The sequence below is a fragment of the Galbibacter sp. genome (assembly GCF_048266365.1).
Taxonomy (GTDB): Bacteria; Bacteroidota; Bacteroidia; order Flavobacteriales; family Flavobacteriaceae; genus Galbibacter.
Window position 1 is genome coordinate 1 of sequence record NZ_JBLWZP010000001.1, and the last position, 16051, is coordinate 16051.

Genomic DNA, 16051 nt, shown 5'->3' on the forward strand with positions numbered 1-16051 from the left:
TCACTTCCGATAACAATAAATTTAAAAACAATAGATATACTAAAAAATATGCACTTAAATTAAAAGAAGCTCAACAACATCTTTCTCGTAAACAAAAAGGCAGTAATGGTTTTGAAAAACAAAAAGTCAAGGTTGCTTCACCCTCCAAAATATAAAAGAATTGTTCTGTTTTCTCATGAAAATGTAGTTGTTCTTCGGTTTGTGGAACCATCAGCTCCTCTTTAATAACCACATACTCAGGTTAGAGTAATTCCCATGCTCTACAGTTGTCTGCCCACTTGTATGATTTTGCGTTCTTGTTATTTACAATCATATACCGTACTTAATAATGTTTTATTTCAAAAGTATAATTGTAGGTAGGTTGGTATATTTGTCGATACTTTGGCTTTTATGGTTTTGGCAAACACCATTTACTGTTGATTTGACAAAGCCTCTCCAACATTTCCTTGTAATGTGTTTTAACAAGCTTCCTTTCGCGCTCACCAAGGAGCTGAACCATATAGCCATGTGCTCCATGTAGTATAACAAAGGGGTATGTACCTCCCGGTTTCGACCCACCTATATCCTCGTTTTTGATGTGAGGCGCAAAGTACATGACATGCGGAATACTAAGAGTGTTTACCTCCGGATTTTTATCAGGATTAACATATGTTCGTAATATCGGTGACAACATATATGAAATACCGGCTTGTTTAGGTGCTTTGTAGGAATGTGTTTTGTAGCGATGCTGAATAGTCAATTTTACTTGCTGAGGTGGAACTCCGTTGGCTTGCATAGCAGCAATATCCAAAAAGACTTGCATTTGGCTCTCGGCGCCCGCTTGATCAAATGAAATTGGATACAATATATCATTTCTAAAGGAGGTTAGTGGCCAAGATCCCCTCATGGCATCTTCGCCGGTGCGTGCTACGAAAGCATGAAATCCGTTGCTGCCGTTTCGAGTGATTTCAAAACCCTTATCTAGTTTAAGGGTGTGAACCGTTGCACTGTCTCTAAGATGGGGTGGAAGTGCACTAAGGGCAAGTTGAATTTCTAAATCCCGAGGTAGGGGTTTTATTTCATCACTGGGGTCGTTTTGCGAATTAATAGTGAGTGAAACTAATAGACTTGCTATTACTATAAATGAGTTCACCTCTTTGTTCAAGCTTGTTTTCATTATCTTTTGTTATGGATGATTCTTTTAATATTATGTGTTGTCTCACTATCAATAACCCTTAAGGTTTTTGAGAGTCACCTGTGGCGATTAATGCATTCAAATTGTCATTTATAAGCGTAGTCCAACCCTTCAAGCAAGCTTGGTAACATTCAGCCAACGGACTAAGCCCGCGATGGGTAAAATGAAGCTTGGTTTTGTCGCCTTTTGAAGCAATTTCAAAAATGATGTCTGTTCCCTGCCATTCACTCTTGTTTTGAATAAAACCGAGATTGGATTCAAGTACCTTCCAAACGATTTTTTTCCCAATAATAAATTCTGATATCCTTTGTTTTGAATAATGTTTTTCAGGCAAATTATAGGAGAATTCAGCATGGAGTTTAGCTGTTTCTCCTTCAATTTCTCCTGGCCACCAGTTGCGAACATTATTGATGGCATTGAAAACTTCTACAGGAGTTTGATCCACAAAAATGGTTGTGGTGATGTTTTTTGATTTCATTTTTTATGTGACTTTAATTCGTAATACAACAAAGGTATTGTCTATAAGTGATTATTGTCGGGTGTAATATAGACATCATAACGGGTTGATTTAGACATATATAATTATTACTTTTAACAAATGAAACATCTTACGATCATAGTACCCAATGGGCAGAATAACTTGAGTAGTATTGTGGGATCCTATAAAATATTCAAAAAGGCAAATGCCTATTTGGAGCACACTACAGGGGAGGAATTGTTCAAGATTGAATTGGCAGGTCTTTGTGAAACTGTGGATTTCTATGATGGATTTTTTACCGTAAAACCTCACAAGAATATCGAGAATCTGGAAAGGACCGATCTTATTATTATTCCTTCCTTAAATCATAATTATCAAACAGCCTTAGAGGGGAATAAGCCGATAATTCAATGGATTGCAAAACAATATAAGCAAGGGGCAGAGGTAGCCAGTATATGTACTGGAGCATTTTTACTTGCATCCACAGGTATACTTGATGGTAAAAGTTGTTCCACTAACTGGGCGGTTGCAGATAATTTTAGAAGTATGTTTCCAAAGGTGAATTTACAAATTGATAAATTAATCACTGATCAGAGTGGAATTTATACCAATGGAGGTGCCTATTCCTTCTTAAATCTCATTATTTATCTAATTGAAAAATATTACAACCGTGAGACCGCGGTCTATTGTTCCAAGATTTTTCAAATTGAAATTGATAGACAAAGTCAATCAACATTTATGATATTTAAAGGGCAAAAGTCACACGAGGATGATATGGTACTGCAGGCGCAGGAATATATCGAGAGCCAAGTTCATCAAAAAATCTCCATCGAACATTTATCTTCCAAGTTTCCGGTCGGTAGGCGTAATTTTGATAGAAGATTTATTAAAGCCACTGGAAACACCCCATTTGAATACTCACAACGTGTAAAAATGGAAATGGCAAAAAAGGCCTTGGAGACCAGTCGTAAAACTATTAATGAAGTGATTTATGATGTAGGCTACTCGGATGTTAAGGCGTTTCGTAATGTGTTTATAAAAATCACCGGTCTTTCACCACTGGCATACAAGACAAAGTATAACAAGGAAGCTATAATAAGCCGGTTTTGAAAGTGTAATAGATTGGCTTTTAGAAGGGATAATCATTACCTTTGACCATTGGTCATTTCCATGGCCTAATGCTTACGAATTCACATAATTTTTTAAAAAACATCTAGCGAAGCATTGGCTACTTGCGTTACGGAGGGTAGTGTTGTTAGAATTAACTCTAGGAATTTTATTAAAATGGAAAAGAAAAAACTAGCCATAGTAGGCTGCGGAAAATTAGCGGATATTGTTGTTGATGCATTATTAGGAGGAATACTGGATGATTATGAGTTAATAGGAAGTTACTCCAGAACATTTGAAAAAGCTCAGCAACTTGCAGAGCGGATCAATACTGCAGATACTGGTTATAGCTGTATAGCGCAAGAATCTATTTCAGATATCATAGCACTTAATCCTGATTATATAGTTGAGGCGGCTGCTCCAGTTGCTATGCGCGAGCTTGCCTTACCGGCACTTAAAAACGGATCTTCAATAGTAACGCTTTCCATCGGTGCTTTAGCAGATGAGGAGTTCTACTTGGAGGTACAAGAAACCGCAAAAAAACATGGAACAAGAGTGCATTTAGTCTCGGGATCCATTGGTGGGTTTGATGTGCTTCGTACTGCTTCACTCATGGGAGATAGTGAAGTTTCTTTCGCTACTGAGAAAAGTCCAAGATCATTACGCGATACAGAGGTATATGAAACGGAGCTCGAAACTCAAAAAAAGCAAGTATTCTCAGGGAATGCTAAAGAGGCAATAGCCTTGTTTCCAACAAAAGTTAACGTAGCTGTTGCAGCATCACTGGCTTCTGTAGGTCCTAAAAACATAAAAGTTTCGGTGACCTCCGTTCCTGAATATATAGGAGATGATCACCGAATAGAAATTAAAAATGAGGAAGTACATGCCATTGTGGATGTCTATAGCAAGACTTCTAAAATAGCAGGCTGGAGTGTGGTGAATACCTTAAGAAATATTACCTCACCCATTGTATTCTGACAAATTAGCCAGTACTTTTTCACTTAATCTGATATAAGCTTGTCGTGTACGTCCGACCGAGACCTGCATACAGCGGACATTTGGGTGTTCCAGGAGTTTTCGATCCCCAAGGGCACCCAAAGTATCACAGTAACAACGATTGTCTCCTGCCAGCCATTGCTGAAAGGGCTTCATGTCCCAGGCAGGGGAGAGTCCTGTGTTGAAAAGTATTTTGTGCTCACCTAGCTTTTCGAATTCTGATTCGTGTAGAAGCACCGTGTTTTTATTAAGACAGCAGAGAATGACCTCACTTTGTTCTAACAACTCATCAAGTTGAAGAAAAGTATAGCCCTTTGCTTTAGCTTCTTGTTTTTCGGTACGGGAAAAATAAGAAATTTCGGCACCAAAAAATTTTAAGGCATCAGCAATCATACCCCCTGAAGTTCCCAAGCCCACAACGCCGACCTTGAGTCCGGTGATTTCTCTAGCAACACCATCCCATGGCTTTTCGGGATGACCACTTGGATCTGTGCCAAAACCGTGAAGTCCACGAACAAGTTCGCTTACGACATATTCTACCACACCCTCATCACCGTAGTCACGAATTCCAGTGACCTTGATGCCTCTTTTGTTGGCATAATGAATATCTACATTCGCTGTTTCAGGAGAATATAAAGAACAGCACATACCGATATAAACGATATTCGGACATTTTTCAAGAATTTTCTGATCGAGTGTTGAGGTGTAGCTCAATAACACGGCATCAGCATCAGAGATGCGTTCAATTATCTGCTGATCATCCTTCGGGATATCCCTAAATAAAATAACCTCTTCTGCAAATTCTTGAAGCTTGAGCTCTGCGGACGGGATGAGATCTAACGGCTCAATCCCTACTATTTTCTTGAACATAACAATTGACTTGAATTAATCAGTAAAAGTAAGTAATACTTTTCAAAAGGGATACGTGAATAGGGTAACCTTCTAAAAAGAAAAAGCCCGGCACATGGCCAGACTTTTCACACACTTTAAAATTAACATGAATGATTTAATCTCTACGAGGCTTTCTTTCTCGATCACCTCTTCGATCGTTGTTGTTAGATCTACTGCGATTGTCAGAGCTTCTATCACGTTCTACATAACCCTCAGGTTTTGGTAAAATCGCTTTTCTAGAAACTTTTTCTTTACGTGTTTTAGGATCAACCCCAAAATATTTCACTTCAAATACATCTCCTAAATTAACTACATCGGTTACCTCATTAGTACGTTCCCATGCAAGCTCTGAGATATGTAATAATACTTCATTACCTGGAGCCTCAGTATATTCAACTACAGCACCAAATTCAAGCATTTTGATCACTTTCACCTCATATACATCACCTTTAACAGGTTTGAATGTAATAGAGTCGATTTTTGCAAGTACAGCATCGATACCCGCTTGGTCAGTACCAAGGATTTCAACGACACCTTTTTCGTCAACCTCTTCGATTACGATCTCAGTTTTAGTAGCTTTTTGTAATTCCTGAATAACTTTACCGCCAGGACCGATTAAAGCTCCGATGAAGTCTCCTGGGATGGTAACAGTAACCATTTTAGGAGCATGTGCTTTCACTTGCTCATTTGGTGTTGCAATGGTGTCTGTCAGTTTTCCTAGGATATGTAACCTACCTTCTCTAGCTTGAGCTAAAGCGTTTTCAAGGATTTCATAAGAAAGTCCTTTGATTTTAATATCCATCTGGCAAGCCGTGATACCCTTTTCAGTACCGGTTACTTTAAAGTCCATATCTCCCAAGTGATCTTCATCACCTAAGATATCTGATAATACAGCGTATTTCTCACCATCAGTGATAAGACCCATAGCAATACCGGATACAGGTTTTTTAAGTTGAACCCCGGCATCCATTAAGGCCATAGTTCCAGCACATACCGTTGCCATAGAAGAAGAACCGTTAGATTCTAATACCTCAGATACCACACGTACAGTGTAAGGACAATCTGCAGGGATCATATTCTTCAATGCACGTTGTGCCAAGTTTCCGTGACCAACTTCTCTACGTGAAGTTCCTCTTAGAGGACGTGCTTCACCGGTTGAGAATGGAGGGAAGTTATAATGGAGATAGAATTTCTCTTCAGATTGATCTGTAGGAAGATCTATAACGTTAGCTTGTTTAGAAGTACCAAGGGTAACAGTAGCAAGCGCTTGAGTTTCACCTCTGGTAAAGATAGAAGAACCATGTGTTGAAGGAAGGTAATTCACCTCACACCAAATTGGTCTGATATCTGTAGTCTTTCTACCATCCAAACGAATGTTTTCGTCTAGGATAAGGTTTCTGACCGCTTCTTTTTGTGCTTTAGCAAAATACTTACCGATAAGATCTGCTTTTTCAGCCAATTCTTCTTCATCATACCAAGCAGTGATCTCTTCTTTAATTTGAGCGAATTTTTCTCCACGCTCCTGTTTAGAAGTATCTTCTTTAGCTACAGTATAGCATTTGTCATAAGCAAATTCATGAATCTTTGCTGCCAATTCTTCATCTTCAACCTCTGCCTCGTACTCACGAACTTCTTTCTTACCGACTTTTTCAACAAGTCTTTTTTGAGCTTCTACCTGTAGTTTGATAGCTTGGTGAGCAACTTTAATCGCTTCTGCCATTTCTTGTTCAGAAACTTCTAGCATTTCACCTTCAACCATGGCTACAGAATCCTCAGATGCTCCAACCATAATATCCATATCAGCAGTAGCTAATTGTGCTTTACTAGGGTTGACAATGAATTCACCATCAATACGAGCAACTCTAACTTCAGAAATAGGATATTCAAATGGAAGATCAGACAATTGAATACAAGCAGATGCAGCCAAACCGGCTAGGGCATCAGGCATAACATTTTCGTCGTTTGACATCAGTTGAATCATCACCTGAGTTTCAGCATGGTAATCTTTCGGGAATAATGGACGCAATACACGATCCACCAAACGCATGGTCAATACCTCACGATCACTTGGTCTAGCTTCACGCTTAAAAAATCCACCAGGAAAACGTCCTGCAGCTGCAAATTTTTCGCGATAATCAACCGTTAAGGGTAAAAAGTCAATACCAGGGTTAGCAGTTCTTGCAGAAACCACTGTAGCCAATAGCATAGCGTCACCCATACGGACAACGACAGAACCATCAGCTTGCTTTGCTAATTTTCCCGTTTCTAGAGAAATGGTTCTACCATCCCCTAAATCAATAATTTCTTGTTTTACTTCAGGAATCATTTAGTTTTTTTATTGCTCCGCTTCACTGTGTTTATAGCAGCGGAATGTTAAACAATGGGTGCCCGTGAATTTCACGGATGAGTTGTGTTGTAGTTGTTGTTACCCAATGAAAAACTAATTATATAAGCTTTTTTGTTAGCCACTTACTGTCTCAGGTTGTGGTTAAGCGAAAATTGAATTCTCAATATGATAAATTCAAAAGTATGTCATTAATAATAGAAAGTCCGAAAAAAAAGAAAAAATATAAGACCAAATTAAAAAGGGAGCAAATTGCTCCCTTTTATAATTTACTTTCTTAATCCCAATTCTTTGATGATAGCTCGATATCTTACAATATCTTTCTTTATCAAATAATCAAGTAGAGATCTTCTTTTCCCTACCAACATAACTAGTGAACGCTCGGTGTTAAAATCTTTCTGATTTTTTTTCAAGTGTCCGGTTAAGTGATTAATTCTGTACGTGAACAAAGCAATTTGTCCTTCAGCAGATCCGGTGTTGTTTTCACTACCACCGTGTTTTTTGAAAATTTCTGCTTTTTCTTCTTTCGATAAATACATGCCAATATTTTTTTAAATGATTCTTATGTATTTGATAGTCGATCTATCAAGGGCGCAAATATAGTAATATTTTTATTTTTAATCCGCTAAAATAAATAAATATTCTCAAGCGTTTTTAAATCTATTTATTTAGCAGTTAATTCTTTATCCTTAAAAAAGCAGCATCATAAATCGACGAATTCTGTGGCTGCTATCCGCTATTAATCCAAATCGACTATCATCATTTGACGAAATGTCTACACCGATTATTGGGTATAAAAAAATAAAAGCTCCATAACTTGGAGCTTTTGTAGCAAATAATACAGTTCTATTACGAAGCTCTTACCGCTTGATTTTGTATTAAATCTATATATAGATTTACTTTGTTTTTCAAGTCCTTTCTATGAACGATAAAGTCAAGGAATCCGTGCTCTAATAAGAACTCAGAGGTTTGGAAATCTTCAGGAAGATCTTTTCCTGTAGCCTCTTTAACCACACGAGGTCCAGCAAAACCAATTAAAGCACCGGGCTCTGCAATATTGATATCGCCAAGCATAGCATAGGACGCTGTAGTACCTCCGGTTGTAGGATCCGTACACAATGAGATGTAGGGGATTCCAAGTTCAGAAAGCTGGGCTAATTTAGCAGAAGTTTTTGCCAATTGCATTAGCGATAAAGCTGCCTCCATCATACGTGCACCTCCGGATTTTGAAATCATCATAAAAGGGATCTTCTTTTTGATTGAATAATCAATAGCACGTGCTATCTTCTCTCCAACCACACTACCCATAGATCCTCCGATAAAAGAGAAGTCCATACACGCGATTACAAGATTTCTACCCTTAGACTTACCAACTGCAGTGCGAACTGCATCCTTTAGTTTGGTCTTTTCTTGGGCTTGTTTTAGACGATCTGAATACTTTTTAGTATCGACGAAGTGAAGTGGGTCTTTGGATTCTAGGTTAGGATCCAATTCCTTAAACTTATTGTCGTCAAATAATATTGAAAAATATTCCTTACTACCAATGCGTACATGATAATCATCCTCCGGACTTACATAAAAGTTTTTAGCCAATTCATCGGCTTCAACAATTTTACCGGTTGGTGATTTATACCAAAGACCAACTGGAGTGTCCTTCTTCTGTTCGGTAGCGGTTTGTATACCTTTTTCTTTTCTTTTAAACCAAGCCATAATCTTAGATAAAATTAAAAAGCACTAAAGAAAATTGATTTTCCCTAGTGCTTTGCATATCATTTATAACGTATTCACGTTGTTTAAATCTTCAAAAGCCTTTTTCAGACGAGTGATAAAGGTTTTTTCTCCTTCACGGATCCATACACGTGGATCATAATACTTTTTATTAGGAGCGTCGTCACCTTCCGGGTTTCCGATTTGACCTCCCAGGTAAGCCTCTTTAGACTTCATATAGTCTCTGATTCCTTCTAGGTAAGCATACTGAAGGTCAGTGTCAATATTCATCTTGATTACCCCGTAACTAATTCCTTCTCTGATTTCTTCAACAGTAGAACCAGATCCGCCGTGGAATACGAAGTTGATTGTGTTGTGAGGAACATTATATTTTTTAGAAATATACTCTTGAGAATTTCTAAGAATTTTTGGAGTAAGCTTAACGTTTCCTGGTTTGTAAACACCGTGAACGTTTCCGAATGCTGCTGCAACTGTAAATCTTGGAGATACCTTTAATAGCTCTTCATAAGCATAAGCAACTTCTTCCGGTTGGGTGTATAATTTAGAATCATCAACATCTGAATTATCTACACCATCTTCTTCTCCTCCTGTAATACCAAGCTCGATTTCAAGGGTCATTCCCATTTTATCCATACGTGCCAGATACTTTTTAGAAGTTTCGATATTTTCTTCGATTGACTCTTCAGAAAGATCGATCATATGAGAACTGAACAATGGTTTTCCGGTTTGTTTGTAATGCTCTTCACTGGCATCCAACATACCGTCTACCCAAGGAAGCAACTTTTTAGCACAGTGGTCCGTGTGAAGGATAACCGGGACTCCGTATTTTTCAGCCATTTCATGAACGTGCTTCGCGCCTGCAACAGCTCCTGCAACAGCAGCTTTTTGCTGATCGTTAGACAGCCCTTTACCAGCATTAAACTGTGCTCCTCCGTTAGAGAATTGAATGATAACAGGAGAATTTAAATCTGCTGCTGTTTCTAAAACAGCGTTGATAGTACTACTCCCAATAACATTGACTGCCGGAAGCGCAAACCCTTTTTGCTTAGCATAGTCAAATATCTTTTGTACTTCGTCCCCAGTGGCTACACCAGCCTTAATGTTGTGACTCATAAATTTAAGTTTCTAATTTTTATATCGTTATATAGTTGTTCGCTTCAATTGAGCTTTTAAAATTCAAAAATACGACATTTTGTTCGACAGAAAAATCTCTTGAGTTTTCTAACAAAAAACCGTGTTTGCAAAAATAATAAATTTACACGGCTTAGAAAGGATAATTGATCCCAATGTTGTATACAGCATTGCCGAAATTGTAATCATTAAACCATCGTTTACTGCGCTGATCATAAGTAGGATCGTAGGTTTTGAATCCAATATCAAATCGAAATACAAAAAAGTTAAAATCATAACGAAGACCAAATCCAGTACCTATTGCAATCTCTTCCAAGGAACGCAGGTTTTCAAAGGTTGCTTTTTCGCTTTCAACATCATCTAAAAAGTCCCAAATGTTACCGGCATCTACAAACAATGCGCCGTTAATATCTCCAATTAGAGGGAATCTGTACTCTAGATTAAAAGCCAGCTTTAAATTACCCACATTAAAATCATTAGTGCTTTTCGTTCTTCCGGGGCCTAGTTCATAAGGTTGCCATGCTCTGTTGTCATTAGATCCTCCGGCAAAGTAACTCCTGATAAATGGAATGCTCCCTGAATTTCCGTAAGGAATAGCAACACCCATAAAGGACCTAAAGGCTAATACATCTTTACGAGACAGACGCCAGTATTTGATGTAATCGAATTCTGTTTTTATGTATTGGGAATATTGTACACCAAAAATCAGATTATTTCCGAGCTCATCTTTTTCGAGATTTAGAATTGGAGCTAAGCCGGAGAGTAGGTTTCCTGCCAATTCAATCTTCCCTCTGAATTGAAAGAAGTTATTATCGTTAAAATTTCTACGTGTGTTTTTATAATAGGTGTAGTTGGTGGAGAATATGAGGTTATTCGCTGTTAATCGTTGTCTTTGGTCATCAATTCGTGCGACCTCACCTGCATCTCTGGTATTGGTGCTAATGTTGCCGTTTAAGACGTCATTAGTGAAGCCGGCGGTTCCCAATGGAATGCTGAGATCTCCATTTTCGTCAAAATAATCTGAGTTCGTTTGAGAAGTGTAGTTTGAAGCAACATTGTTTAAATCCTCATAGCTATTGTCATACACATCGTAATAGCGATCGGTGTTGAGGTTTTTGACATATTGAATATTGATGAGTTCCAATATGTTTTTTCGTACGTTGGATGGGTTCCATTTGTAACGCAGTATCCCATTAAAGGTTTGCTTGTCTAGCCCTATGTTTTTTTGAAGGGTTGTCCCGAGGGAGAAACGGGTGTCCGGAGTCATCGATTTAGGGATGATCTTATCGGTGTTAAAAGGGAAAAATATCCTTGGAATATTTAGACCGATATCAGCGCCAAATTCTGCAATATTAAAAAAGCCACTTTCAGTGTTTTTAAAGTCAGATGAAGATCCAAAGGTGCCTCTAAAGGCAATGTCCAAGGTCTCTGCACCTCTAAAGATATTTCTAGCGATCAATGATGTGCTCAAAGAAATTCCTATATCCTGGATGTTTGAATGCAAAAGGTCAGAACTAAAACCCAATGAGTACCGTGGTCTTGGGTTTAAATAAATGTTCGTTCTCAATTGATCATCTGATCCATCTAAGTAACTGTAGTTGATGTTGGGATATTTAAATACCTTTAAGTTGTTAATCTGTTTGGCGGTCAAGGCTCGGTCAGCTTCCTTATAAACGCTATCCGGTAAAATAGCAATAACATCCGTTAGGGCTTTAGGTCGGTATTTTAGTTGATCCTTAAAGTAAATTGTATATCCGTCATAGGTAATCGAGCTTAAACTATCCTGAGAATTGTTAAAGGAATAATCAGCGTAGATGTTTACTTCTTTAACGTGATGAATTTTATATGGGATTTCAGGGCCTCCTTGAGTAGCCGAGGCGTTTTGAATACTAATCACTACAGGCATTTTTCTGTCATCTGCCACCAGGGCAGTATCTCTTTGAATGTCGAAGCTAATGGAAGAAGGTTGGAATTTATAGATTCCGGAATTTACAAAAATGTTGTTCAAACGCTCCTTTTCAGCATCAAAATAAACAAAATCAAATTGCTGACCAGTTCTAATTCTTGAGAATCGTTTATAGCGATTGTAGATGGTATCCAAATCTTTAGATTCGAAATTTGTGCTAATGGAATCCAGATAGTAAGCAGGACCGGTAGTCAGGTTGTAGTTTACAACCGCACGCTTCTCTTTTTGATCGCTACTATCAATTTCATAGCTCACCTTATTGTTGAAATATCCCTTGGTATCGTAGTATAGTTTTAAACGCTCTGCTGATTTCTCTGTTTTTTCCTGATCAATGATTACTGGGGCTTCCCCTGTCTTCATTAACCAGTTATTAAAGTTAATTTTATAATCGGCAACTTGAGTAAGTTGCTTTTTTGAAATCATGCGATCAAAAAAGCTCATATCCTGCAGGTTGGAGTCTAGTTTATTCGCATAGTATCGAGCAGGATTTGGTTTGGCCATATTATAGACCGCCAGGCGCATTTTGTTATTTGGTCTTTGGGTTATCAAGCCCTCAACTTCATCCCCTGTAACCCTTTGCTCATTGATATAAATACTGTTATCCACCAGCAACAATTGGCCGCTTTTCACCCTCTTCACGGCATTACATGAACTCATCAGTACTATTAAAAATAATACAGCTATTTTTGCAAGATGTTGTTTCAAGAGGGTGAATGATTAAATTTACGGTCAAAAATACACTATTTGTATGGTTAGCAAAAACGAATTAAAACTTATAACGTCCTTACATCAAAAAAAGTACCGTAATAAGCATCAACTTTTTATAGCGGAAGGGGCTAAGGGTGTTTTAGAACTCCTGGATTCCGAACTACAGCCCTATAAAATATTTAAGACCCGAGATATTGACGGATTACCGCTAGATAAAACAGTACAAATAAGTGCGGGTGAGATGAAAAAACTAAGCTCCCTAAAAACCCCCAGTGAGGTATTGGCCGTTTTTCATATGCCAGAAGAGAAGAATGAAAAGGGCGAGGGTCTAATCCTTGCCCTTGACGATGTTCGAGACCCCGGCAATTTAGGCACCATTATTCGACTTTGCGATTGGTTTGGAGTTTCTCAACTGCTGTGTAGTGAAAATACTGTAGATTGTTATAACCCAAAAGTAGTTCAGGCTACCATGGGATCTTTGGCCAGGGTACAAATTAATTATGTAGATTTAGAAAACTATTTAGGTAGCACGGATAAACCAATTTACGGAGCAATCATGGAGGGTGGAAATGTATATGATTCCACACTTGCAAAAGATGCAATTTTAGTCATGGGAAATGAATCCAATGGCATCAGTTCTTCAATCCTTAAAAAGGTAACCAACACGCTGAGTATTCCACGATTTGGATCCCGGCAAACCGAAAGTCTCAATGTCGCCACAGCGACAGCAATTCTGTTGAGTGAATTTCGAAGAAGTTAAATCAAAATATCCAATTGATTACTCGAAGGTAAAGTTGACAAATATAGCTCTGGAGTAGATTCCGTTATAGATTTTTGGACCTTGGAAGTAATCTTTATCCACATTTTTTCCTCTGTAAATCTCATCTTTGAGTGCGAATGACCCTCTAATGGAAGGTGAGAATTTAAAATAACGCAGGTAAATATCAATACCAAAACCAACTTCCCAGTAATAATTACTCTTTCTCATACTGACAATCCCCTCCTTAATTCCTTCGGAGTTACCTTCATTGCTACTAAGGTTTAAGGATGTTGCAGCGCCGCCAACTATATAGGGTTTAATGTTACCCAATCTTTTGGTGCTGACCTTTAATAAAAGAGGAATGTGGATATAGGTAGATTTAACAGGTACTAATTCGGAATAATCGTTTGTTGTATTGTTTCGGAATATGAGGTCACGTTGGTTGTAATATAATCCCGGCTCTAGACGAAGATCCATATAGTTGTTTAAACGGAGTTCACCAATAAGTCCAACATTAAAGCCGAGGCTTTTTGAGGTTAACATCTCGTCGATTGGGACAGTAGAAGGATTGTGGTTTTCGTAATCAACTTTAAAGTCGTATTGGTTAAACCCTAAATAATAACCCCAATTCAATAACTTTTGGTCCTCGGTTTCGAGATTTAAAATAACATCTTCATTGAACTGTGCCTGTAGTGTAGTAAGTCCACTAATGATTAGGATTAAGCTGCAAAGTAACGTTTTCATTTCTAGGGGTTGGTTTTTCTGCTTGCAATATAGTTATTTCTTCGCTTGGTAGATCGTAGCCACGCCTAAAGTTTGTGGATGATCTTTCACTTCTATAAATCCGACTTTGGTCAAGATGTCGTTAAACGCCTTTCCATAAGGAAACACAGAGGCCGATTCTGATAAATAGGCATAGGCCGACTGATCCTTTGAAAATAGCCTTCCTATAACAGGTAATAAGTTTTTAGTATAAAGGTTGTAACCTTGTTTGAAGGGTGTCTTTGTAGGAACGGAGGTTTCTAAAACTACAAAAGTACCTCCTTTTTTCAGTACTCTAAATATTTCTGCCAACCCTTTCTCTAGATCTTCGAAATTTCGAACACCAAAGGCAACAGTGGCGGAATCAAAACTTTCATCCTCAAAGGGTAGTTGTTCACTATCTCCTAAGACCATCTCAATGCGATTAGTGAGGTTTTTATCAGCAATCTTTTGCTTTCCGACCTCAAGCATACCAGCTGAGATGTCTAATCCGACTATGTTAGCGGTTTTGTTTTCTTGAGCTAGATTGATAGCCAAATCTCCAGTGCCTGTAGCAATGTCTAAAATGGATTGTGGCTTGGTGGCATGAACCATTTTCACCACTTTTTTCCGCCATTGAATATCAATACCGAATGAAATTACACGATTTAATCCATCATAATTACCGGAAATGGTGTCAAACATCTTGGTAACCTGTTGTTTTTTACCTAAAGTAGAATCTTTATAGGGCGTAACCTTTTTTGACATGCTAAATTTTTTGCAAATATACTATTTACAATTCATCTCTGTGGAATGAAGCTTGATTTTAAAAACTATTTACTTTCTTTTTTAACGGAGTGACCTCTTATCAAAAATATGCTATCGTTAGAATTGCCTTTAGAATTCAATTCGCTTTGGTACTTGTGAAATTGGTCATAAAACGATTATTTTATCCGTTTGCGGATTTCCTTACTCTATTTCCGATTTATTTATGTTATTTTGAAAAATTGGAGAATTACGCTGTTTTGAGATCATGAGCAGTTGTTTACTCCAAGTCCCCTTAAACAACCACCAAACTACAAACTAAACTATGTATTGAGGATATGGATTTTAGCGATTTTCCAAATTATTTCAAAGCAGCATCGATAGCATCTGCAAAATTTCAACGTTATTATAAGTCGATTAAACGATCAGCAGTTATTCTACTGATACTGGCTGTTATTGTCATGTTTTACAGTTTTCAGCACTCAGAAGGACTTACAATAGTATATGGCGTAATAGCTGTTTTAGTTGCCCTAAGTTTGATTTTGACCCTGTTATTAATGATTAAAAAATACGATCAACTTTGGCAAGAGTGCCTTAATTTTAAGGCGTCTTGCAAAACAGCTACTTGGCAGTTTGTAATGAGTGTGGGGGAGTTCGCTACCCTGCAAGATAGGGACGAGTTGCAAAGATCATTTGAAAACCGAATGCAACATATCATCAAAGAATATCAGGAACTCATTCCACATTTAGATTCGGCTGCTCTAAAGCAGGAGTTGCTTACAGCTAAGATGTTTGAATTAAGAGAAGCGTCTTTTGAGGAGAAAAAGAGCTTTTATGCTCAAGAACGAATTCTCGTCCTAAATGATATCTACTTTAATAAAGCCATAGAACATCACCAAAAATACAAGCTTTGGTCCTTAAACTTGATCCTTGCACAGGTGTTTGCGCTAGGCGCTATTTTGTTTTTAGTACTGGAAATAAATGCTGGTTGGAGTATTGTTGCACTTGTAACTATGCTGCTTTCTTCACTAGTGAGTTGGCTTGAGTTACAGAGTAACTTAGAAAGGAAACAACGTTATACCCTTGCCTTAAGGGAATTGGAGGGGATGCAACAAGGGTTGAGTAAGGTCACTTTAGAAAGTGAGTTGGATGAGTTTGTGTGGGACACCGAAAGATTAATTTCTAGCCCTAACGCCTATTGGTTAATTTCAGGCGCACAGAAGGGTAAACAGGAGATTGTTGTGTAGTTTAAAAGAAATGTC

14 protein-coding genes are annotated in these 16051 nt (G+C 37.9%); 4 read left to right on the top strand and 10 right to left on the bottom strand.

The features are described from left to right. Positions 1-388: 388 nt before the first annotated feature. On the bottom strand, positions 389-1156 hold the full coding sequence (locus ACN0TV_RS00005; RefSeq protein WP_417358858.1) for a hypothetical protein: 768 nt from the start codon (positions 1154-1156) through the stop codon (positions 389-391). Between the two features lie 58 nt (positions 1157-1214). Continuing rightward, a complete protein-coding gene (locus ACN0TV_RS00010; protein ID WP_417358860.1) occupies positions 1215-1652 on the bottom strand; it encodes an SRPBCC family protein in 438 nt (145 codons plus the stop codon). Between the two features lie 120 nt (positions 1653-1772). On the opposite strand from ACN0TV_RS00010, the gene ACN0TV_RS00015 reads away from it, so the two are divergent. Next, on the top strand, positions 1773-2762 hold the full coding sequence (locus tag ACN0TV_RS00015; RefSeq protein WP_417358862.1) for a GlxA family transcriptional regulator: 990 nt from the start codon (positions 1773-1775) through the stop codon (positions 2760-2762). A gap of 174 nt (positions 2763-2936) precedes the next feature. Then, positions 2937-3737 carry an aspartate dehydrogenase domain-containing protein gene (locus ACN0TV_RS00020; RefSeq protein WP_417358864.1) on the top strand — a complete coding sequence of 267 codons (801 nt, stop codon included), beginning with the start codon at positions 2937-2939 and terminating at the stop codon, positions 3735-3737. On the opposite strand, the gene ACN0TV_RS00025 is transcribed toward ACN0TV_RS00020, so the two are convergent. The 6 genes from ACN0TV_RS00025 to ACN0TV_RS00050 form a co-directional block, all read right to left on the bottom strand. Continuing rightward, positions 3720-4625, bottom strand: a complete 906-nt coding sequence (locus ACN0TV_RS00025) for an NAD(P)-dependent oxidoreductase (protein WP_417358866.1) — start codon at positions 4623-4625, stop codon at positions 3720-3722. The two genes, ACN0TV_RS00020 and ACN0TV_RS00025, sit on opposite strands and share 18 nt — an antisense overlap. A gap of 136 nt (positions 4626-4761) precedes the next feature. After that, entirely contained in the window at positions 4762-6972 is a 2211-nt protein-coding gene (locus tag ACN0TV_RS00030; RefSeq protein ID WP_417358867.1) for a polyribonucleotide nucleotidyltransferase, read from the bottom strand. 287 nt (positions 6973-7259) lie between these two features. Continuing rightward, positions 7260-7529: a 30S ribosomal protein S15 gene (gene rpsO, locus ACN0TV_RS00035; RefSeq protein WP_417358869.1), complete on the bottom strand. Its 270-nt coding sequence runs from the start codon at positions 7527-7529 to the stop codon at positions 7260-7262. Positions 7530-7839: 310 nt separating this feature from the next. Next, a complete protein-coding gene (gene accD, locus ACN0TV_RS00040; RefSeq protein WP_417358871.1) occupies positions 7840-8700 on the bottom strand; it encodes an acetyl-CoA carboxylase, carboxyltransferase subunit beta in 861 nt (286 codons plus the stop codon). A 63-nt stretch (positions 8701-8763) separates the two neighbouring features. Next, the gene (fbaA, locus tag ACN0TV_RS00045; protein ID WP_417358873.1) at positions 8764-9831 is read right to left on the bottom strand and encodes a class II fructose-bisphosphate aldolase; all 1068 of its coding nucleotides are present in this window, start codon (positions 9829-9831) and stop codon (positions 8764-8766) included. Between the two features lie 151 nt (positions 9832-9982). Continuing rightward, the gene (locus ACN0TV_RS00050) at positions 9983-12520 is read right to left on the bottom strand and encodes a BamA/TamA family outer membrane protein (RefSeq protein WP_417358875.1); all 2538 of its coding nucleotides are present in this window, start codon (positions 12518-12520) and stop codon (positions 9983-9985) included. 43 nt (positions 12521-12563) lie between these two features. Between ACN0TV_RS00050 and ACN0TV_RS00055 the strand changes: the two genes are divergently transcribed. After that, the gene (locus tag ACN0TV_RS00055) at positions 12564-13283 is read left to right on the top strand and encodes a TrmH family RNA methyltransferase (RefSeq protein WP_417358877.1); all 720 of its coding nucleotides are present in this window, start codon (positions 12564-12566) and stop codon (positions 13281-13283) included. Between the two features lie 18 nt (positions 13284-13301). On the opposite strand, the gene ACN0TV_RS00060 is transcribed toward ACN0TV_RS00055, so the two are convergent. Together ACN0TV_RS00060 and ubiE are read right to left on the bottom strand one after the other, a co-directional pair. Beyond that, entirely contained in the window at positions 13302-14027 is a 726-nt protein-coding gene (locus ACN0TV_RS00060) for a porin family protein (RefSeq protein ID WP_417358879.1), read from the bottom strand. Between the two features lie 33 nt (positions 14028-14060). Continuing rightward, entirely contained in the window at positions 14061-14792 is a 732-nt protein-coding gene (ubiE, locus tag ACN0TV_RS00065) for a bifunctional demethylmenaquinone methyltransferase/2-methoxy-6-polyprenyl-1,4-benzoquinol methylase UbiE (protein WP_417358881.1), read from the bottom strand. A gap of 335 nt (positions 14793-15127) precedes the next feature. Here ubiE and ACN0TV_RS00070 point away from each other — a divergent pair, with 335 nt between their 5' ends. Next, complete coding sequence (locus ACN0TV_RS00070) at positions 15128-16036, top strand: DUF4231 domain-containing protein (RefSeq protein WP_417358882.1); 909 nt, start codon at positions 15128-15130, stop codon at positions 16034-16036. Positions 16037-16051: the final 15 nt, after the last annotated feature.